We start from the raw sequence: 20,082 nt of genomic DNA, 5'->3' as shown, positions 1-20,082 counted from the left end.
GCAACTGTGGTAAAATCCATTTTTCGATCATATCTTTGCTGAGAATCCCCATTGTTTTGTGTTTTTTAAGTTCGCACCTCAAAATTCACCCTACTTTGGGGATTTTCCTATTTGTTTAAACAGCTTCATATATAGCAAAGAAAGATGAACAAAAAGCTACAGACATACTTTTCGAATGGCTGTCTGAGTTCTTAGCCTTTGATCTGGATGATCCGGCTAACTCTCCTTTAAATCAACCCAGTGAAACCAAAGACTAATGAAAGAATATGACCACTTAATCAAAAGTATGTATGCCAATCCTCCAATTCATATAACTGAGATTTTACCAAGTTGGTCACCCTCCGAGAGGATAGACTTTATAGCCTATACGCTAGGGCGATATGGAGGATCAGTAGGGCATGAGCTACTTATACAAATTGTAGGTATGTTGCATGACTTTTCACTGGAAAACTGGAAGGAACTACTAGAGGGTATTTCCCGATATGGTAAGCACCTGGGCGAACAAACCTTATTTGGTTTCTTTGTCCTGTATACACCGATAGACATATCTGCTAGTCAATCCATATTTAAACCTATTGGCTGGGACATAAACTATCTGTTAAAAGAAGGTTTATTTTCCAGATTGCTGGACATGGAAACAGATGCGTTTGAATTGTATAGGAAAACTATTTCTGAACGTACACTCAATTATATGAAAGTACCAGAAACGGAAAGAGCACTAATCAGGTCTTTGCCATTGTGTTTTGAACGTATAAAAGTGGCTACCCAATTGTGAGATCATTCTACAACCAGAAGTGGAAGAGGAGGGATAATGACAACTTTATCCGTTGGTTACCCTAACTCTGTTGGGAAAGTGGATAGTACTACTTAGTAAAGCATTTATACATTCATGGAAGACATTTACCAATTATTAGATAAAATAAAACCTCGTCCCGGTATGTATCTGGGAAAAGGTAGCATTAGTGCGTTAGCCCAGTTTATTGGAGGATACGACTATGCCTTCCATAGTCTGGGTATAGATAATCCAGAAATGCCACCATTTCATATGTTTCATGAATGGGCAGCCCATCGGTTCAACTGGTATGAGGCTACTGCTGGATGGAGCCACATTATCTTACAGGAATATGAAGGCAATGAAGCACGGGCACTGGAAGTGTTTTATCAGGTATTGGAGGATTTTAAACGCCTGATTCCAATTGCTATTACCAAAGTAAGTATACAACCTGAGAATAGAGCCTTTTATGAAGCCCGTCAAGCAGAAACCAGGCAGTTATTTAAGCTTAACTCTGATGAGTACACTAGTGTAATTCCTGATACTCTGTTTCTCATTGAGTTTTCTGATCTTTTTGGATATTATATATATGAGGTAAAAAATGACAAGGTCATAAGTATAGATCGGCGATATAAAACAAAGGAAGAGGTAGTGAAAAGAGTAAAAGCAGGTTTTGGAGAGAACCTGTATATGGTAGAGATTGCGCGGGACGAAGTCGAAAGGCTATTGGAAAAGCTGGTAATGGGAACGTAAATCGTACTATATCAATTATTTAGTAATGTCACTCATTTACTCTCCAGATTTGGGACTATCAGGTAAGATGAAAAATAAAGAATAAACCAGTGATCATTCACACCTCGAAGAACGTATATCGAAGGTGTGAATGACTTCTTTTTATGTGATACAATTTCAGTTGATTAAAATTTAAACGTTTCTCTTACTTTCGGGTCATTAACAGCAATATTTGCCAGATGAAAGCCCAATTTTCGATAGCTTTCAAATTGCTCTTCATCAAAAAACTGATCTCCTGTGGACTGGTGTGGAAAGGTTTTGTTTTTCAGGGCATATTCGCGTACATCCACAGGCCAGTCTGTATATTTTATGGAAGATTTAATGTATAACAATTGACCTGTAGTTTCTGTATTGGCATATGTAATCTTACCAAGCGCATAACTGGCAGCAGAAAATCTTCCCTCACTTCTTTCGGTGATTTTGGAAATATCAATATCGATTTCAGCTCCAAAATCTATCCGGCAACGCCGAATCGCGTTGGCAAATCCTTCACACGTAAAATCATCGTCCTGTTCTGCATCGCAAACAACAATGAAGGTGCATTTTCTTCTGACCATTTCATATAAACCCATGTTATCAAAGTGACCCCCGTCAGATAAAGAAATGAAGTCATTGCGTGTATTTGTTTTATTGATAAGGTTATATACAATATAACCCAGACCAAATTTGGGATCTCCACATTGCCATGTTTTTTTCCTTGGATTTCCGATCCATCGTCCCAACTGAACATTAAATACTGTCATTAGAAAAGCGGTAGCAGCTGAAGAATGGTATCCCTGGTTGGGATTAACTGCTGCCCCTGAAGTAGCCATGGCAGTGCCTAAGGTAGGTCCACCATTTTTATACGCATAATCCTTCGTTTTCCGAAAAGCATAATCATAGGATTTTGTCTTTCTATCAGCGGATGACCGTATCATACTAAAGTCAAAACCACAATAGAGTGGTGAAAAGATAAAAGACTCTGCCATCCGGTCTTGCCTGTCAAGGTCGGTTACTTGTGAAGCGTTAATAGCACTATTTAGTATCAGGTAGGGGCCATGATAATCGTACTTATCTGTCATGGTATACAATTTCTCATCATCCAGGCTGTCAAACCCTGTGAATGGATTGGATGTACGTTGTCGGTCTGTACCTCTACGGGTAGCCCCAAGATAGGCTCTTACCAGACGATTGCGGTAAAAATGATGCATGGAAAATTCATTTACACCTACCTGTCTTGCAAGTAGATAAGCAGTCAAAAGAGATAGTACTGCCAGATACAGGAATTCAAGATATTTATAATAAACGTGTATAGACCAACCTTTGTTTGTGATAAATTGTATAACCTCAAACATAAAATTACAAATAGGTGCGATTACACCTGGCATAAATACAAGAAGACCAATGGCAAAAAGATAAGGGCCTGTTAAGCTGAGTATATTCAGGAATTGGGACAATGGACTGGTTTTGTTTTCCTTGTCTGGACTTTTAGAGCTAAAAGCCGCTCTTACTGTAAATCCAATTACTGCTACCCACCCACCCAAAGCAGTTAGAGTAGTCTGCAACAATTCCTTAAATAGAACTTGTCCTAACAGTGCGGAAGTGGCAATCAAAATCCATAGGAAGGAAAGTCGGTGAATGTAGGCACCCATCCGGCCCCACCATTCCCGTCGCTCATCCGGAAAATATTTGCCTAATAACGCCATTCGGGCAACAACCGTAATACTAAAAGCTTCTATTACTAAAGGGACTCCAATAATAAATTGAATTTCTTTTATGTATTCTATAAGATGCCTCACATGTATCTCCTCTATATATTCTAAAATAGTCCATACAGCAACCAGGCACAACAGGCCAATGATGGCAGCGCAGAGGGCCGTGAGAATCAAAGCAATACAGGCTATGAAAGTACAATGTCCAAAACTTTTTATATGCTGATGATACTTGCCCAAAATGGCAACAAGGCATAATGCGAAAAAGGTAACAACCATTCCAGGAATCAAAGTATTGATTTTAGTAAAGACAAGACAAGTTGCATCATCTATATGATAACGTGAACATAACCATGCACTTAGTAGGTAAGCTACTAACACACCAATTATTATAATTATCATGCTTACTGTAGTGGTATGCTTTCGTTGAATCCTTATTCCAAACAAACCTATGGATTCCTGGTGATAAGCATGCATACCTAAGCCCGAAAGCAATGAAATGGGTATCAATATAACAGCACTCCAGATTAGTACTTTCAGGCAAGATATATCCTTCCAAATAATATCGACATCCCATAATTTAAATAAGAAATTACCCAAAAAAAGAAGCGAGAGTAATAACAGGAAGATGATTATCTGGTTCAGCAGAGTGTTGCGCAACCAAATGATTCCCATAGACCAGGAGTCTGCCGACATGATGCTGGATCTGGGTGCCAGGTAATTGCTGAACATCCTCAGCCATCGGATTGGCCTTAATTCTTCCCCCAATGGATCGGGTGATTTTTCAGTAGAAAGCCGTTTAGCAACCTTAATCGGAGAGCCATCTCTTTTTATCCATGCTGCCAGCCAACTTCCAATATAACCCCCACCTGATACAGTGGACAAATAGTCGAACTTATGGAGTAGGTTGTTGTTAGCTAATCCCTGCAAAACACCCAGGTTAAAGGTCGCTGAACGGATACCACCCCCTGAAAATGCCAACGCGTATAAGTCCATATCTCTGCCTTTTTGAAAAGGATCCTTCTCAGACGGACTTTTCTTTACTTTTTTATCTGCCTTTGTATTTGTTATGGAATCTGTTACTTGTAATTCGTTTTTGCGCCAGTCACGGTTTTTCTCTATTTCGGCTAACTCTTCTGTGAACACTTCTTCAAATGACAACGGAACTTGTTTTTTCAACAGGTGGGCAGTAAGTTTGTCATTATACTTTAAAAATATTACCGGATCTTCATTTGCTCTTTCTGCCTGATCTTTAAAGTTAGTCAATAAGGTAAATTCTTCAGTGTCTAATAGCATATCTGTATACGTTTTGCGTACTCTCCACATTTGGAATATTCTTTGTTCCCATGCCTCATAGTTCCCACCTCCCATTGCCAATACTATTTGTATGGGTAAGTATTGAAGCGCCTTAGCCAGCGACACCCGTTTTTTGGGATAGGTGTACAAGATTTGAGTTATGGTATTACGCCAGTTGTATGGTGTAGGAAATGCACTATGATAGTCTAGTAATTCACTTATTCCCTTATCTTTATTATACCAGAGCCACTTGTGAAGAGCCACACACAAGGTAATGGCATATTCTTTAGCTCTTAACTCGTTTTCTTTTTGTTTGCTGACCCATACCAACTCCGCTGCCCGTATAGTGAAGCTATCTTCTCTTAGGCTTTCAGCTTCTTCCAAATCTTCTGGTTTTTCTGAATCGATAACGGCTTTGAATATTGATTCAAAGTCGTTTGGATGAATAGTCAGGATACTGTTTTTGTCGTTTTTTAGTATTTTATTACCCTTCAACGTAATCGCCCCTCTGAGAAGCGATGTCTGTATAGCGGTGATGAATGAAACAGCCCGGGCTGTTAAGTCAACAATAGCATTCATTGTGAGTTATGGTTGTAAGTCGCAGGTTTTGATGTTGAAAAGGGTAGCGGGATTTTGATCGACTGTTTTGTAGTCAGATGCTCTATAGAAAGCAGGAGGTAAATAGCCTCCTGCTACTCTGGTAAAAAGATGTCTGTCAATGAATGCACAATCACTAATGGATAGGCAATAGATTTATGTATAGGATTTATCACTCTCTGATCAACTGTTAACCTGCTTAATGCCCTAAAGGATAGAGGCCAGCTTGTTTTGTTCTTGTAGAGTGCAAACCTTATTTAAATTCAATAAACCGCTTTAGATCAAATTTCTTGGATAACGCCAGAGAAACAAAGGGAGGACTGTTTTTCTGCAACAAGCCTCTTACTTCGCCAGTAAAGGCGATTCCATATTTTTCTTCATTCAATCTGAACTGAAACACATAAAACAGGTTCCATTTCCTTTCGAAGTCATTGATCTCCCGAAGATTTTTCAGTATAGCTCCACTAGGCTGATTGCTTATGCCTATGACCGGATTAAAGAATACATTGGCATCATTCTCTTTAAAGAATACAGGTAATCCAATTCCAAAATAGTGAGAGCGAATGTCTATTTCTTTCTTTGGCTTAGGACTGTATTGGTATAATTGTGCCACAGGTCTATATAAGGTATCTACCCGTATCTGATTGCTGTATTGAACCTCATACGAAATCCGTTGCCATTGTAGCTCCAGCCATAAGGAAGCCGATACATGCAAGCCATCTATATTGGCAGATCCATTGGTTAATCTGATCTGGGGAGAGAAAAATAATCCAATATTTTTGACAACCTGTATATTGTTTATGGTTGCAGAATCACTAAATACACCTACACTATCTCCTTGTTTTAGAACGAGTGAATTCTTATCATAATACTGAACAACACCCAGGTCAATTTTATCAACTGTAGCAATGGCTTTCGATTCAAAAACTCCTGCAAAAATCCCTAAATTACTAGAATGACTTTTCGTATGGTTTTTCTTTCTGAATTGAAAAGGGCGAATATCTCGTTTGTGAAGAAATACCCCGGCAAAGAAGTTGTTAGGCTCGAGTCCATCAATAAAATCAAAATTTGAACCCACTTCTATCCAGAAGGGCTTATTGGGATTATACAGATCTCTGTCTGATAGACGAATCACCATATAATCATCCTTACCGGTAATCTGTAAATGTCCGATTTCATCTCCCTGTAACGTATCTAGTATGTTAGAGGTGGTAAGGAACAATAATGTGTCCAGAATACGACCATTGTTCAGTGCCCTATTCCAGCGATCCTGGGTAATTGTTATCACCGGATTAATGAGCACAGGATTATTGGGAAGGTTGAATCTTCTTATGTCAAAAGTAAGTGTGTTCCAGCTTGCATTAAATACAGTGTCAAGCCTTACTTTGATCGGGATTGTATCAATCTGTGTAACCCTTTGTTTTGAATAAACAGGATGTATGGTAACTGTGCCTGGTAACAACGTGACCTGGCAAATCGCTTTCTGATTGCTAAGAAAAACGATAAGGAAAATAACGGTGAGGTACCTCATTTTGATAAGGAGCAAAGAATAAACGGATGGTTGAAGAAGTGGATTTTTGAGATGCACAGCAGACCGTACAAGTTTGCTATTCGCCAAGTTTATGTCAATACCACATTTGAGGTATTTTAGTAGAGTAAAAGGCAAAAGCTTACATTTTTAGAGAGGATACATAGAGGAGGATATAGCTGCTTACTATGATTCTATGGAAAGAATATGAAAATTTGTGTCACGATAAGAAGTAGATTTATACCATCTCTATCATCACCCCATGATCCTAAAAACACGAACCGATCAAATCTTAACCCGCCCTGGAATGTTTAGCGTTACTTCTTCGGAAGAGCTGTACTGGATATTTCTAGGCTATTGCTTTGGTGATGGACCTATTGCCAAAGGGTTAGGTGTGCAATCCATTGTAAGCGACTATGGCGACTTTCTCTGTAAGCAATGGAATATCACTCATCCCCATAACCGAAACTGGGGTATCTTACTCAGGTACTACTCTCAGTCAGACAAAGATTCGCTATTGCTGTTTCAATCTACCTTTGACAAGTTTGTAGAGCAGACACAGTTTACGTATGCCAGCCCTATAAATGAGATGGGACAGCCATTTGCATTAGGTAATCCGGACGGAAAGGTTTCTTTTCTGGCATTATTGGATGAGATACAACCTAAGTTAGATCATATTATGCAGTTGACTTCTTTTGAAGTAGGCTATGGTATGGCTTGTTATGATTATAGTAAGGAAGATCCGGAACATCGTTTCTTCCAGGAAAATACACCTGAGTTTTATGATAGTATATTAACAGAATTACATTTGCCTACTGGATTGAATGGGATAGAACAGGCGTCGTGGTATTTCTCACGAAACGATGATAGTATAACCTATGTACTAACCAAGTTGAGAACTTTTATTCTGGAAAGAGATGGAGGTGATACTTTTTCATAGAATCTGTTTCTTAGGCCTTGGATAATAAATCTCAGAAAAATCTAATACGGTTTCTCTGTTTGATGGATCACTATTTTAGATACATGCCCTTATTCATGGACGTCAGAAGATTTTATTTCCACAGCATTAACGGAATGAGTCCATTCAATGCTAAGACAATAAGTAATTGAAATACAACTACTAAAGAAAACAGATCAAACTTAAAAAGCGGTTTAGACAAATCTGCCTTTCGATATTTTAGTATTGAAACCAGCGTTAGTAGTGGTAATAAGACCGTTCCAATCGCTAATCCTATACTTCCGGTGGTAGGATCTCCTAAAGAAATAAATGGTTGAGTAATCAGGATACCCAGGGATATTAAAATCCATACTTGTGATAAAAAATGCCAGATGATAGCCTGTTGCCACACCTTTCTTTTTGATCTGATCAGTTGGCATATCCCTGAAATAAACAGATACACCATGGCTAGCATACCTGCTATAAAACTGATGTTAACCAGAAGAATCCTCCACCCATCTGTCTTTTTGAGAGTCACTACACCGCTGGTGATGAATCGGTTATGTTCTTCATCTGTGTAGAATACATGGGAAGGCCTGATTTTATCCGCTGCTCTAAATCTTTGCTCTCCCTGATAGAAAAGCGTGATCGGTTTGTTTTGAAAAGGAATTAATGTTGCTCCATTGGTTTGAACACTAATTTTTGTATACCCGGAAAGGTAATCCAGCAATCTAAAGGGCTCTACCTTGGTTTTAGTAGGAATATAATAGCCATTCCAATCTTCAAACTTCTTTGCTGTTGTTTTCTTTGCTGCTGTTTCGGGCAGGTCCAGTTCCAACGTTGGAATATTTAATTCTTTGATCAGCAATCGGTTGAAGATTTCATAATCTGCATTTTCCTTATCTATATTATGGGAAACAAAAAAAGCTTTTTGCTCTGCAGGAAACATATAGAGCATGGCATGATATCCTACTATATTGCCAGCATGGGCCAGTCCTATCACACCATGTTTATCTCTGTAAAAAGCTCCTAATGCATAGCCATTGGGCAGGCCATTTTTAGCAGCATAGGTAGTAGATGGTTTACCTATTTGAGATACTAATTTTCTGCTGATAAACTCCTTTCCATTGATCCTTCCATCACTCATCATAAAGCGTAAAAACAATCCCATGTCATAAGCTGTAGTCGTAAACTGTCCTGCAGGTCTTATGTAAACAGGTACAGCCGCATAAGGTTCCCCTTTGTCAAGGTGTCCCATAGCCAGAGAAGAATCAGCTGATTTTCCCTCTTGCGAGACAAATTCAAACGTGCTATGAAGCATGCCCAGAGGTCTTAATAAGTTTCTATCTAAATATTTTTCATAGGGCAAGTGGGTTATCGATTCAATTACCATTCCTAACAAGGTATAACCCATATTGGAGTAGGAAAACTCTAGGCCTGGTTTGGTTTGTATGCGAAGAACATCAGGATTATTTTGGTACAAGGCAGACAATGGCATGTGAGGGTCTGCACTTGTGCTGAAAAGATGCCATAAACGAATATCACTTAAGCCGGATGTGTGATCAAGCAGATGTCTGACCGTTACAGGATTGCTCTCCTTCCAGGGATTGATAAAATTAATATCGGGTAAATAGGTAGTTACAGGATCATCCAGGCGGATTTTCCCTTCGGTAGCTAAATGCAGAATTCCTGCAGCCAGTACTGTTTTGGCGATGGAACCCACATGCACTTTATCGGTTGGTTGTAAGGGTTCTTTTGTCGAAGTATTTTTCAGGCCGACGCAATCTGTTCGTATCCTTCCATCCGAATCTACAATCGACCAGACGACACCTGTCAGTTCTTGTTCGGCAAGAGACTTTTGAATGGCTTGTTTTAATTGCGCAAATACGGTTTGGGCCGTTAGAGTAGAAAATGAAAAAATCAGATAAAGGACAATAGAAAGCCTATTTCTTTGCCGAATATTGTGGAAAGGAGCCAGGAAGGTAGATTGCTTACTTTTGAAATGTGTATAGATTGGATACATGCTACAAGCTTAGTTGCTTTGATTGTTGCACTAGTTAGGTAAAAGAAGCCAGCCTGAAAACATAATGGGATGAGTGGTTTCCTTTTCCGCCCAATGGCTGTTTTTCTTGTCTGCTTTCAAGAGTAAATTTTGGTCATCGTATCCTGTTCCCCTTTTTATGAGCATACTAACCTGGGCAAAAATAATATAACCGTCCGCCCAATGCAGTCAAGGTAAGAAAACCACTCAAACTACCTCACCTGTCCTCCTGGAAGAAACTCGTGGCAAGACCGGCGGCCTCTGGATTTGGAGAAAATCTTTTCAGAAGTAAACATGGCTCTATTTGTCACAAGATTCTTTCAGAAGGACAAAAAAGAAATATGAAAAAAAGAAATAAACGCCCTTAAGTTGACAGCATTGACCGTCCGTCTGAGTACTGTGAAAAGACTTAATCTTGCTTTTTCCATCGATTAGCAAGTAGGTCAGAAAACTTGCCTTTATAGTCTGAACTTGTAAGTTTGGCCAATACATCATCTAGAATCGTACTGGCTTGCTTAGTTGGCAGATATCCAACTCTGTCAATAGCGGATTCTGCCGGATATGCTTTTCGATCTTATAGAGTTTGGCTATTTCTTTTACGACGTATTGAACTCTGACTGCATCATTACTGACCGATTCATCAAACCTTCTTCGCACATGTGCCATACAAGCAGCAAGGGTAACGTTTGTGTTTTTCTTAAACACACTATTGTATACTTCATACCCATCTATCTGAAGTACGCCCTGGAAGTTTGCAAGAGTTGAGCCAGTCCTTGTTGTCCTCTCCCGGTTTGATAGTCAAACAAGACAAGGCCTACAACAGGAGCATCCGAGCGTGTAAAGATAAGTTGGGTTTCATCCAGAATAGCTAACACTCTATCTGTTCCCAGTATAAACGGTCTGGCTCGAACACTTACAAGAAGAGTGGTGACAGGGACAATAAACAAACTCAACTAAAGAAATTGCTCAAAACAAACTCTCATCCCAAATTCGGGATCACTTATGTAAATACTACCTTTATTGATTTACACTCATAAATCCCCTTTGTATGTGTATATGTGTATTTCAACAGCTCGCAAAGTGTCAGGTGAAGAAAATGTATACGAACAGTTAATCAAATCTAGTTAGATTTGCGTGACCACGAATCGACTTACTTCCCATTTAGTTCCTGTGAAGAACTTCAGAAAATAAACCCCTGATGGAAAATTTCTCATGCTGAGAGCGACCTTCTGATCAACGGGAACAGATCTGATGAGAATTTTTCCTGTCATGTCGGTTACAAACAACTCTTTGAGATCTCCTTCCAATTCGACATGAAGCACATCAGACGTAGGATTGGGAAAACATTTCCATTTGAAAGTATTTGTAGGGGGAGTATGCCCGGCTGAGACTGTTAATGAATCCGAAGTGGATTGATAAGCTCCTGAAAGCGTATCTGTTTTACTATTCAGGGTAGTTCTGCTCAGGCTGGCACTCTGCGCCTTACAGTCAGCTACTTGTGTGTATTTTGTAATAAGTTTAACCAGCAACGTATTAAGTAACTCCACTTCATAGTGATCTGTAGTAGGCTTTATGTGGGCATTTCCTACTCCACTATCATCTGTCAGAAACACATACGTTCCATTGCTGGCCAGCGCTATAGATCGAAACAGATATTCTGTACTCTTGTCAATGCCACTGGCTGTAACAGGAATGATCCGAATTCCTTTAGCGGCCGCTTTTTTTGTCAATTGCTGAATCCTGGCAATGGATGCAGAGTCGCCGTGGGGAGGTGCATCCAGAATTAAGAACAACAGCCTGGCTGTTGCCTCTTCTGTCCAGGAAAGATCTTCAATAGCAACTTTCAAGGCTTCATCCACCGCTTCCGGAAAGTCGCCCCCTCCATCAGCCCTTTGATCCTGTATAAAACGAGTCGTAGTGTTAAAATCAGTACTCAGGTTTGTTTTTCTGGTCAGGTATTGATCTGTGTGATCTCTGTAAAAGACACTTCCCAAACGAACCTTACTGGATACCAGACTATCTTTTACTCTGGTCATTACATCCTGAAGCTCAGCTTGAAGATACCTGATTTCATCTCCCATTGACCCTGTCGCATCTACAACAAAAGCAATATCAACGATTGACGGTACTGTGCATGCCTGCCTGATACGCATACTATTGATTCCTTCCTGAAAAAGGCGGGGCTGTTGTATCTGGTATGGTTGTCCGTCAACGATAGTCTCCAGCAAATGAACTTTTGTTATTTTCGAAGTGGAAAACAAATTATTCCACAATTCACATTTTCCGGTGTTATCACTTTTTGCTTCCCAGATCAGAGCACCCTGCTTATCTTTTAAGAATACGGTGGCGCCTACCACTGGAAATCCTTCTTCTGTGATCAGTTGGGCTGTGTAACGTTCTACAGGATTAATCTGCCATTGCTGTTTCCATTCACTCAACTCGTTTTTGGTGATGTCTGACCAAAGCTTCCATTTGCTAAAATCATTTAATTCACCCGCTGTCAGCACGCCACCGCTCAACTGAGGTTTCGCTGAGAGGACTTTATCAGAAACACGGGGACTTGAAAAACCACTTGCATCTGTACTCTTTGTACTAACTCCAATGTCTAAACCAGCTACTCTACCTGATAGGACAGCTACAGCTCCTGTTACCTCTTTTTTATGTGTCGTTGAATATCCTACTACTACGACCTCTGAAAGCACTTTTGTATCTTCCTTGAGACGTATTATCAAAGAATCTTCTTTGACAACCTGAATTTCTTCGGTGACATACCCAATATGGGAAATAATCAAACGTGTATTCGCCTTCTTTGTCAAAAGAGAAAAATGGCCGTGGGCATCTGTATAAGTCCCATTTGTAGTACCTTTTTCTAAAATAGTTACACCTGATAGCCGGGTATGATCTGAGGCACTAAGCACAACCCCTTTTATTTTCAGCGATTGGGCAAACAACAGGACAGGAAGAAGTAAGAATACGTTTGTCAGTACTAGTGTTTTCATAACAGGGGCGGTATACGTAATTTGTTGGGAAATACAGTTTACTTTACTGTTCGCTTAATGGATGCTGCCACTGTTATTTTTCCACACGAATCAAGGTAAAAAGTTATAAGTCATAGTTTGATTGTTTTATACAAAGTTACCTCTTCACATTGCAGGTGCTCCTGTGAGGATAAGTTACCAAAGGTAGGTTACAAAGAAAGTGTGGTACATAGTGTAGGAATAAATGCAACTATTCAGTTACTTGCGTTCATTCCTGTGTTGTAAGCAACAGAACTAAAAATAAGTTATCCTATGCCTGTTCCTTTGTATGAATTTATTCAAACAGGTGAGAAAGATGAACACTTGCTTACAACCCCGTACACGCTGATAACCTTAGCATAACACAGTACCTTACCACAAGCCAATGTTATACAGTGGAAGTTGATTCATTGTATACTATGGCAAAACCATACTAAACTAAATGATGCAGAGATTATTTGTAATGGTTTTTGTTTTCCTGACTCTATCGTATATAGCTGTAGGACAAAACAAAAATCAAAAGGTTTTTACTTCCGACATTGACAACTTCTGGAGCGCCTATGACAGTTGCAGGACAACAACAGATAGTCTTCAACAACTCCACTACATTCAAACCCTCTACATCGACAAAGGCACAGAAGGACTAAAAGCTTTCATGAAAGTCAGGGATTATTCAGCCGAACGATGGGTAAGCCTTATCCGTCAATTACCCAGGTTCTGGAATTCCATCCGACCTAATACACTGGCTGCCAAGTCAAAGGCGAAGGAAATTGAATCAAGCATTCAAAAACTAAAAAAGCTGTATCCCGAGTTGAAAGAAGCCAAAATGTATTTTACCATTGGTGGACTTCGTTCCGGTGGGACCACTACCGATGATATGGTCTTGATTGGAGCAGAAATCGCTACCGGAGATCCTTCCACTGATGTGTCAGAGTTTTCCAGTAAATGGTTAGAGGGGGTATTTAAAAACCAGAAAACAAACAACATCGTTTCATTGAACATCCATGAATATGTTCACACCCAGCAAAAAGGAGAACCCGAAAATCTCTTAGGGCAGTCCCTCAAAGAAGGAGCCTGCGACTTTATCACGGAACTGGTTATGGGCAAGCCCTTACAGAATAACTATATCGTGTATGGGAGAGAACATCGCAATGAATTGAAAGAGCAGTTTAAGCTGGATATGTTTACTTCAGCTTCTGGCAATTGGCTGTACAACGGCTCCAATGCAAAGGTGATGGCTGATCTGGGCTATTTTATGGGGTATGATATCTGTAAGTCTTACTATACTCATTCCAATGACAAAAAGCAGGCTATCAAGAGTATTATTGAACTGAATTATGCTGATACGGCTGCCGTTGAAAGTTTCCTTGCCAAATCAAAATACTATACCGAACCCATCAATAAACAAGAACTGGTACAGCGTTTTAAAGCTAAGCAGCCTTTTGTTGTAAGGCTGGAACCCTTTTCCAACGGCGACACATTGGTAGATGCCAAAATCAAAGAACTAAAAATTGTTTTTTCTATCCCGATGAGTAAACAAGGATATTCAATCAACCTCAGTGAAAGAGGCAGAGAGTACGCACCCATGGCAGGGGTAGGAGGTTTTTCAGAAGATGGCACTTGTTTTACACTCATCCTGGATATGAAGCCTGATCATGAGTACGAGTTTATAATCACAGACAAGAGCTTTAAGTCTACCGAAGGATATCCGCTACGACCTTATGAAGTAAAATTCAAAACGAAATGAATGACATACAACAAACAGCTTTGACAAATAATGGCTGTAGCTTATTCTCCTGTCAACAAACCGGTCGTAACCATTTATTGGCTACTGAGCGTAAAGAATGTTTAGCTTGGGTTTTTTCTTTAAAATTTGTTCGATAAATTGTCATTGTACGAAGCAGATACGCTTCAATCAGTCAGCGCTGTAAAATTAGTTTGCATATTGATTGAGTTTGGTCGCTTATACTCTGTGCAACTGATACCCTTTCTCAAAGTTTAAACATACTCTAAAATACTAAGAGATAGTATGCTTTTACATCGATTATGGTTCCCGGCAGGATTGTTTCTAATCTTATCCTTTTTGTCAGTTAGATATAGCATGGGTCAACCTGGCCCTATAAAATCTTTGAGAATTAAACAATTTTGTGATTCTCAGGGAGAAGTAATCTTCTTTTTTGCAGTACCAACAGAAAAAAAGAACAGAAAAGCTAACCACCCCATTCCCAGCATGAAAGGTTATTCTCTTAAGGTATATTATTTTGAAAAAAGAGATTCAACAAAACATATACAGTATGAAATAGATAATGGGGCGCTTAATGGGTTGAGTGGAGAGCAGATTCTGAAACAGTATATGGATGGAGTTAGGAGTAACAAAAGACTAGCCAGAAAGTTGCCTACCTATCGTAAACTTGCCACCTACCTGGAGACTCGTGCTTATCAACATGCCAGTGATACCGTATTAAAAATTCCAGATCCTAATAATCCTCAAACAGATATCCCTATAAAAGATCTGTATACTTATCTTCTAACTGGGAATATTCAATTCTTAACCTTTTCATATAAAGGATATCCCTTTACACTTCTGATTGAATTCAAAAATGAGAATACAAAAGAAGTAATGTATTTGCTGGTAAAAAATATATATGTAGATGACATCGATGAAGTGTCCTTCCAGCCAGGGTATTATGTAATTGATGCAGGGAAAACTGATAAGTGGAATATAACTCCGATTTACTGGGAGGAGACACATAAGAAATAAAAATACTAAAATACTTTATTGGCTCTACTCTATTCCTACACTTTCCTCCTCATGTTGCGTGTCATCACTATCATGAAGGGTGGGAAAGCGGTCGTTGGTGAATAACACCAACGACGGGAGGAAAGTAAAGATCATAAACTACATAGCTTCCTTAACCGATTTGCAGTCCATAAACTTGTAAGCAGATAAGGACTAGAAGCTACTAACCAAAACAGGATATCATAGTTGTCGTTTTCCAATAATACATAGATTAGGGTTCCAATGATATTTATCAAAGCAGGTAGAATAAATAATTGTATTCTTTTAAAACTAATCCCTTGTTCAATCTGAGAGAGGGTAAGGCTGGCTTTAGTAAGTATCCAGATAGCAAATGAACTAAACAGACATCCTACCACCAGGAGAACATAAAACTCATTTCTATCTATAAACAGCTTATTGCCATTCAAGATATAGTTCCCTTCGTTTTTCGGACCACTAATAACGCCATAGATAAGATATGCAATTGATGCAGTGAGAATTGATATATATTTCTGTTGATGTATTATTTGTTTAACCATGTGAATAGTTATATGAGCATTTAAATAGATGTCAGAGTGGTGTATAGTAATGAAAACTGTAGTAGCTGATCAAACAGATGGCTTAAGTAAACTTCCTCTTTTGTTAAGTTATTATTTAGCTCTTTTCATGGTTAGTATTTGGTTCTTCTTCCTATACCGTTCAATCAGCCTGCCGGGTGCGGGATGATCCTGTAGGAAAATTCAAACTGTGTCTTTATTTTTGTTGAAGATAATCGTTTAAGCTATCTACATACTATATCCGCGAATGTTTGTTCTATACCGTATTTGAATGGTAGACGGGCCAAAAACACAACAGGATTATCATCAAGATATTTAAATCATGTTTATAGAGGAATTACTGATTATGGGAGCCAGAGATTTTTTCGGATGAAAGTATAGAAGAACTACAGGCTTTGTATGAACTTTCAATAGGAATGGCCCCTATCCCAACGGCGCCAGTATAGTTTAATTACCCAGAAAACCCAAATGCAAACCAAGCTGAAATCGCCACTCGTAATCCAACTAAGGAAGACGTAGTGGAGCAAGCCCTTTCCTATATACCTTTTATCTTATGACAATTGCCTATACTGTAGAGTGCCAATCAAAGCAATCAACCTGATGTTTTCATGAAATCAAGATCGAATAACTTTCCAATTGTTCCAACCAGCCTCAAGTATCTGTTAATTATTTGCAACAAGTGAATGTTTCTCATAGCACAGATACAGCAGAATCGATACTGGAAGCTTATATTCCCTTTCCGGCAGTTGTAACGGGTGCTGAACTGACAAACCTGATGACAGTCAATTATCTATTTATTTTCATTTCTAAAGCATGCAAACTTCTACACTTTTCCGTTACGTTTTATCAATTTTAACTTTATGCATTAGCATTATTAGTCAAGCGCAAACATTTCAGGAGCACTATTTTTCTGATGTAGAAAGAGTTAAGCCTACCGAGTGGGGAATGCGTGTGATTAGAGACAAATATAACATACTTATTGGGGGTAGGACACGTTCAACTTTAACCGCTGTGTGGAAAATTGACACATCTGGTGCTATTATTTGGAAAACTAACCTCTATACAGTTATTCAAATAGGACAAGGACGGGTTTTAAAAATGATTATCGGTTCTGATCAACAAATTTATGCTATTTTTGCAAATGGATATTCCTATTATCGCACTTACGAAGTTATAAAACTGGATAACCAAACCGGTCAAATACTCTGGAAAAGCCCTCAGTTTGAAACCAACCCCTCAAATGCTGAGATTACTGATTTAGTGGATTATGGTCAATCCGTGTTGATCACTTATTATGACACTAAAGACAACAGGTCTATAAGTTATTCCTTAGCCCTGCTAGATAAAACAAACGGCCAAACAATTTCCACTCATCGGGGAAGCGAAAGCTTGGGAATAATGGCAGTAGATTCAAGCCGTAACGTTTTCATTGCTTCTGGAAATTCTTTAATTAAAAGAAGAGCATCTGATTTGAGTAATACCATCTGGAAGGTTAATTTAAAATCCCCAACTGGTAAGTATTTGGGAATAATTAGCCGCATTCAGCTGGATGGAGATGCAATCCTGGTATTTGGCAGCCAGAAAGACTATTCTTCTGACCGTGGTATTGTCGCACGCATAGATACCGCATCAGGTGACATAAAATGGGCTACTGCAACGGATACCTATGAAGTGAGTTACTCGGATGCTAAATTCGCTGGTGATGACTTATTCGTTACATGGAAACATATTTATACAGGTGGGGGGAGCTATATGATGCAAACTACCCGCCTCAATCGGCTCACAGGTGTAGTCCAGTGGGAAAGTAAAACCGATTTTGAAGATTTTGGTGCTTCTGGTTATAACGGTAAATTCTCCGAGCAAGCCGCGCTTTCGTTGGATTTGGATTCGTCAGGAGATGTTTATTTAACAGGGTATTATAATAGTGGCGACTATTCTCCTGCTACATGGGGAATTACTAAACTTGCAGGCAGGACGGGTCAGAAGTTGTACGAAAGTACCATTATCGAGGATTCTTCCAAGTATGACTTTAACAGTGTAGGGATTGCCAGTTTGGTTGTTAATGATAAACCTTATTTCATCGGTAATTTACAGGGATATTATTACCACCCAAATGATGGCAAATTTGGCTACAATGGTAGTATTTTGACAATGGTACAATTAGACCCAGATAGTGGAAAAATACAAAAGCGCACATATATAGATGGAGATACTGTTTATTATGCTTCCAAAACCGTTGCTATCAAAAAGGTATCGGCCTCTAAAGTTGCTGTTTTGAAAGAGGTTGGGCGACTTTTAAACGTGGAAATGTATGACCGGGATTTTAAGTTACTGTGGTCAAAGACACTTTTGAGGAACTTCAAAGTGACTGGAGTCGATTTGGTCCCAGGGACAGATGGCTACTTAAACGTATCTGGTCTTGCAACCGACACAATTAATCCTGCCAGTGCCGTTTTTTACCGTTTAGATACACTGGGTAATTTTAAAACAACCTATACTGGGGAAAATGGCTATATGTTAGGAGAGAGTTCAAGCCCTCTTCAGATTGTAAATGCATCGGAAAATACGCATATTTTCTATAAAGTACCTGCCCAGTTTAACACTGGATCAGACGTATACCTTCTGCAATGGTCCGATAATCCAGTAAGAATAGAAAATAGCTTTTTTTGGGAAAATGGTCGGGATACTCCAGTAATGAAGCCTTTGAATGGAAATACCTTGCTCGTATTTCAGGTCGATGACATCAAACGGTTATCTCTACCTACTACCACTTTTTATACGCTTTCTTACCAAACGCTTAAGACACCTTCTATTCCATTTCAGCAAGTAAAGGATGTTTTGTCTGTTTCTGGTCAACGTTTTGTGGTGGCAGGAGATTACCTCGACAGTAGCAAGGTTTACCTATATGATTATAACACCAACAAGATAAAGTGGAAGAAGGATTATACTGGTTTTAAGGTCAAAAAAATGATTGCCGGGGAAGAAACCTTCATATATTTAGTTGGGAAAGTCAACGTTGGTTCCGACACATTATTACACGTCTCCAAACTTGATATTTTAACCGGAGAAGAAGTTTGGACATTTACGGAAACAGATATCAACTACCAAAGTGAAGCAATAGATATGGTATTTGATCCTTCTGGTTACATTACCATAGTGGGCTATTCTATAAACGCTCGAAAAACCAAATCTGTATTGATTTGTCGTTTGAACAAGCTTGGACAGATAGTTGACTGGATTCAAAGGGAAAGTGCTTATGGTGATGAAAATGCTGCCGTTTGTGCGGAACTGATTGCGAATGGCGAAATTTGGATAGGAGGCAATTTTCACCATTCGGCTTATAAAAAAGAAGGCTTCGTATATCGGTATTTTTATACACCTCAACCCATTACCAATACACCCCCACAAATCATCGCTCAACGATTTGAAGTACTTGCAAACAGTTCCAAAGGACAGATGGTTGGAAAGGTAATTGCCACCGATGAGGAGAACGCTTCATTGGCTTTTAGCATAACTGCCGGGAATTTAGCGAATGCTTTCATCATTGATAAAAAGTCAGGTATCCTTTCAGTGAATGATTCTGTTGCTTTGTCAAGTAGTGGGGATTCCTATTTTTTAACAGTCTCAGTAACTGAGGAGAAAAACATTTCAATGCACAGTAGTGCATTGATTACAATTGTAGTAAAAACAGACACAATGGATGTCATACGTACCTTTCCTAATCCTACATTAAATAAATTAGATGTTTCTTTAAAGAACGATTGGTATGGTCCAATGGAATTTGTTTTATTAAATGGAATGGGCGAGGCAGTTCTAACATACCGATTCGTGAAAAACCAGGAAGAATTTAGCCATGAACTAGATATGAGTTCACTTCAGGGGGGGATGTATATCATCAAGCTGGCTTACGGAGAAAAGATAATTACTGGAAAGGTGTTAAAGCACTAAGAAATTACGGGGAAACTTAACCAGCGTAACCAAATATCTCATACGCAGATTCAAACGATGTGTTGTATGGGAAACCGTAAAATTACCTTGGTAGTAAGTTTTCCCAAACAGTTTCTGATTTTATCCC

General features: G+C 39.1%; 13 protein-coding genes. 6 read left to right on the top strand and 7 right to left on the bottom strand.

Annotated features, from left to right (window positions below; genetic code table 11):
- The first annotated feature begins 256 nt into the window (after nucleotides 1-256).
- Nucleotides 257-775, top strand: a complete 519-nt coding sequence (locus tag QNI15_RS36920; protein ID WP_314037033.1) for a hypothetical protein — start codon at nucleotides 257-259, stop codon at nucleotides 773-775.
- 114 nt (nucleotides 776-889) lie between these two features.
- On the top strand, nucleotides 890-1,525 hold the full coding sequence (locus tag QNI15_RS36915) for a hypothetical protein (protein ID WP_314037031.1): 636 nt from the start codon (nucleotides 890-892) through the stop codon (nucleotides 1,523-1,525).
- 164 nt (nucleotides 1,526-1,689) lie between these two features.
- Here QNI15_RS36915 and QNI15_RS36910 read toward each other — a convergent pair whose 3' ends face one another.
- Nucleotides 1,690-5,130: a patatin-like phospholipase family protein gene (locus QNI15_RS36910; protein WP_314037029.1), complete on the bottom strand. Its 3,441-nt coding sequence runs from the start codon at nucleotides 5,128-5,130 to the stop codon at nucleotides 1,690-1,692.
- A gap of 271 nt (nucleotides 5,131-5,401) precedes the next feature.
- The gene (locus tag QNI15_RS36905) at nucleotides 5,402-6,679 is read right to left on the bottom strand and encodes a hypothetical protein (RefSeq protein WP_314037027.1); all 1,278 of its coding nucleotides are present in this window, start codon (nucleotides 6,677-6,679) and stop codon (nucleotides 5,402-5,404) included.
- 259 nt (nucleotides 6,680-6,938) lie between these two features.
- On the opposite strand from QNI15_RS36905, the gene QNI15_RS36900 reads away from it, so the two are divergent.
- Complete coding sequence (locus QNI15_RS36900) at nucleotides 6,939-7,616, top strand: hypothetical protein (protein ID WP_314037025.1); 678 nt, start codon at nucleotides 6,939-6,941, stop codon at nucleotides 7,614-7,616.
- Between the two features lie 112 nt (nucleotides 7,617-7,728).
- Here QNI15_RS36900 and QNI15_RS36895 read toward each other — a convergent pair whose 3' ends face one another.
- From QNI15_RS36895 to QNI15_RS36880, 4 genes are all read right to left on the bottom strand, one after another.
- Nucleotides 7,729-9,636, bottom strand: coding sequence for a serine hydrolase domain-containing protein (locus tag QNI15_RS36895; protein ID WP_313998743.1), 1,908 nt, complete (start codon nucleotides 9,634-9,636; stop codon nucleotides 7,729-7,731).
- A gap of 513 nt (nucleotides 9,637-10,149) precedes the next feature.
- Complete coding sequence (locus QNI15_RS36890; protein WP_390902240.1) at nucleotides 10,150-10,386, bottom strand: IS66 family transposase; 237 nt, start codon at nucleotides 10,384-10,386, stop codon at nucleotides 10,150-10,152.
- The gene (locus tag QNI15_RS36885) at nucleotides 10,383-10,607 is read right to left on the bottom strand and encodes a hypothetical protein (RefSeq protein ID WP_314037021.1); all 225 of its coding nucleotides are present in this window, start codon (nucleotides 10,605-10,607) and stop codon (nucleotides 10,383-10,385) included. Before QNI15_RS36885 ends, QNI15_RS36890 begins: the two co-directional genes overlap by 4 nt.
- A gap of 171 nt (nucleotides 10,608-10,778) precedes the next feature.
- Nucleotides 10,779-12,653, bottom strand: coding sequence for a carboxypeptidase-like regulatory domain-containing protein (locus tag QNI15_RS36880; protein ID WP_314037019.1), 1,875 nt, complete (start codon nucleotides 12,651-12,653; stop codon nucleotides 10,779-10,781).
- Between the two features lie 460 nt (nucleotides 12,654-13,113).
- Here QNI15_RS36880 and QNI15_RS36875 point away from each other — a divergent pair, with 460 nt between their 5' ends.
- Both QNI15_RS36875 and QNI15_RS36870 read left to right on the top strand, forming a co-directional pair.
- On the top strand, nucleotides 13,114-14,418 hold the full coding sequence (locus QNI15_RS36875) for a hypothetical protein (protein ID WP_314037017.1): 1,305 nt from the start codon (nucleotides 13,114-13,116) through the stop codon (nucleotides 14,416-14,418).
- Between the two features lie 381 nt (nucleotides 14,419-14,799).
- Entirely contained in the window at nucleotides 14,800-15,432 is a 633-nt protein-coding gene (locus tag QNI15_RS36870; RefSeq protein ID WP_314037016.1) for a hypothetical protein, read from the top strand.
- A 131-nt stretch (nucleotides 15,433-15,563) separates the two neighbouring features.
- Here QNI15_RS36870 and QNI15_RS36865 read toward each other — a convergent pair whose 3' ends face one another.
- Complete coding sequence (locus QNI15_RS36865) at nucleotides 15,564-15,989, bottom strand: hypothetical protein (protein ID WP_314037014.1); 426 nt, start codon at nucleotides 15,987-15,989, stop codon at nucleotides 15,564-15,566.
- Between the two features lie 831 nt (nucleotides 15,990-16,820).
- Between QNI15_RS36865 and QNI15_RS36860 the strand changes: the two genes are divergently transcribed.
- Nucleotides 16,821-19,955, top strand: a complete 3,135-nt coding sequence (locus QNI15_RS36860) for an outer membrane protein assembly factor BamB family protein (RefSeq protein ID WP_314037012.1) — start codon at nucleotides 16,821-16,823, stop codon at nucleotides 19,953-19,955.
- Nucleotides 19,956-20,082: the final 127 nt, after the last annotated feature.

Origin of the sequence: Xanthocytophaga flava (assembly GCF_030068545.1) — a bacterium.
In the GTDB taxonomy this organism is placed as follows: Bacteria; Bacteroidota; Bacteroidia; order Cytophagales; family 172606-1; genus Xanthocytophaga; species Xanthocytophaga flava.
This window is presented reverse-complemented; position numbering and strand designations above follow the sequence as displayed.